This window comes from Halorubrum sp. C191 (assembly GCF_002727095.1).
Classification (GTDB): Archaea; Halobacteriota; Halobacteria; order Halobacteriales; family Haloferacaceae; genus Halorubrum; species Halorubrum ezzemoulense.
Window position 1 is genome coordinate 1 of record NZ_NHNZ01000146.1, and the last position, 1,085, is coordinate 1,085.

The following is a 1,085-nucleotide window of genomic DNA, read 5'->3' on the forward strand; positions in this document are numbered from 1 at the left end:
GTATTTATGTCCGTGAGTATAATCCGTCCGTTTCGCGTAATGCTGACTCGCTTGAACGCGATCTGCGCCGGTTGCGTCGATTGCCTGAACATCTCCGAGTTCGTATAATTCAACCGATCCGTCAAGGATCGCTCGCCACCGCTTCATCGGAATCGCTTGCTTCCGCGCACAAACGGTTGAGAAGTGAGGAAGCGTCTCAACCGTCAAACCAACCGATTCAACAACTCTCGGCATTTCCCGCAGAACATCCATCAGCTTCCGGTAATCGTGGTCAAGATACTCTTTGAAGCCTTGTACAGCAAGAATCACCCAGTCGGCATACCCTTCTTTTCTGGGTCGGTATGCCGGAGCTGGCTCGCCAGCGACGGCTTTTTTGGAGAGCGATACAACCATCTCTGCGAAGCGGGAAATCTTGGTTTGCACACCCAATCTGTCCCGCTTCACTCCTTAGTAAATTTGGTACTTTGTCGGAGCTACTAGCAAGACGACACTAGTTACACTGAGCGACTTTCTCGTCTAAACAAGGCCCACTCCTATGTACCCACGGAAACCAAAACATCAGTGAAAATACAAATAGGAGGTAAATTAGAGAGGTCGTACGTGTTCAGTCACATTTTACCTCGTCAAGCAGCATCCACTAGTGTTTCAGAACCACTTATGCCACCAACCCAATACCCAATTGCCATTTCACAATTGTGGGAGTATATGACTCTCACTGTTAAGAAGCACTCTGATGACCAATCGGCTTAGGACATTCTACGCTTCATTATCCCTCTTCCTGTGCCGAGTAATTGGGTGTTTAATTACTCAGTCATACCGTATAATCTTGAAAAGCCTCTCATAGGACAACCACGCCGAGTCATTACTTCCAATAATTGGTTCAGTATCTATTTAATCTACAAATTGGAAAGATTGGGCATAGAAAGGTGTCACATCTGTATGATTAAGAATAAAAAAGTGACAGACCCAAGAATACACGATATCGTGGGTGAGATTGATGGCGGTCACGTGTTGGACATTGGCTGTGTTCAGCATGATTCGAGTAAAAGACACGATCCAAACTGGTTACTCAGCTTTGAACGTTG

1 pseudogene is annotated in these 1,085 nt (G+C 46.2%); it reads right to left on the reverse strand.

Going from position 1 to position 1,085, the window contains the following annotated elements:
* Nucleotides 1-444 (reverse strand): annotated as a pseudogene (locus tag Z052_RS14400) (IS5/IS1182 family transposase); the annotation flags it as partial.
* Nucleotides 445-1,085 lie beyond the last annotated feature (641 nt).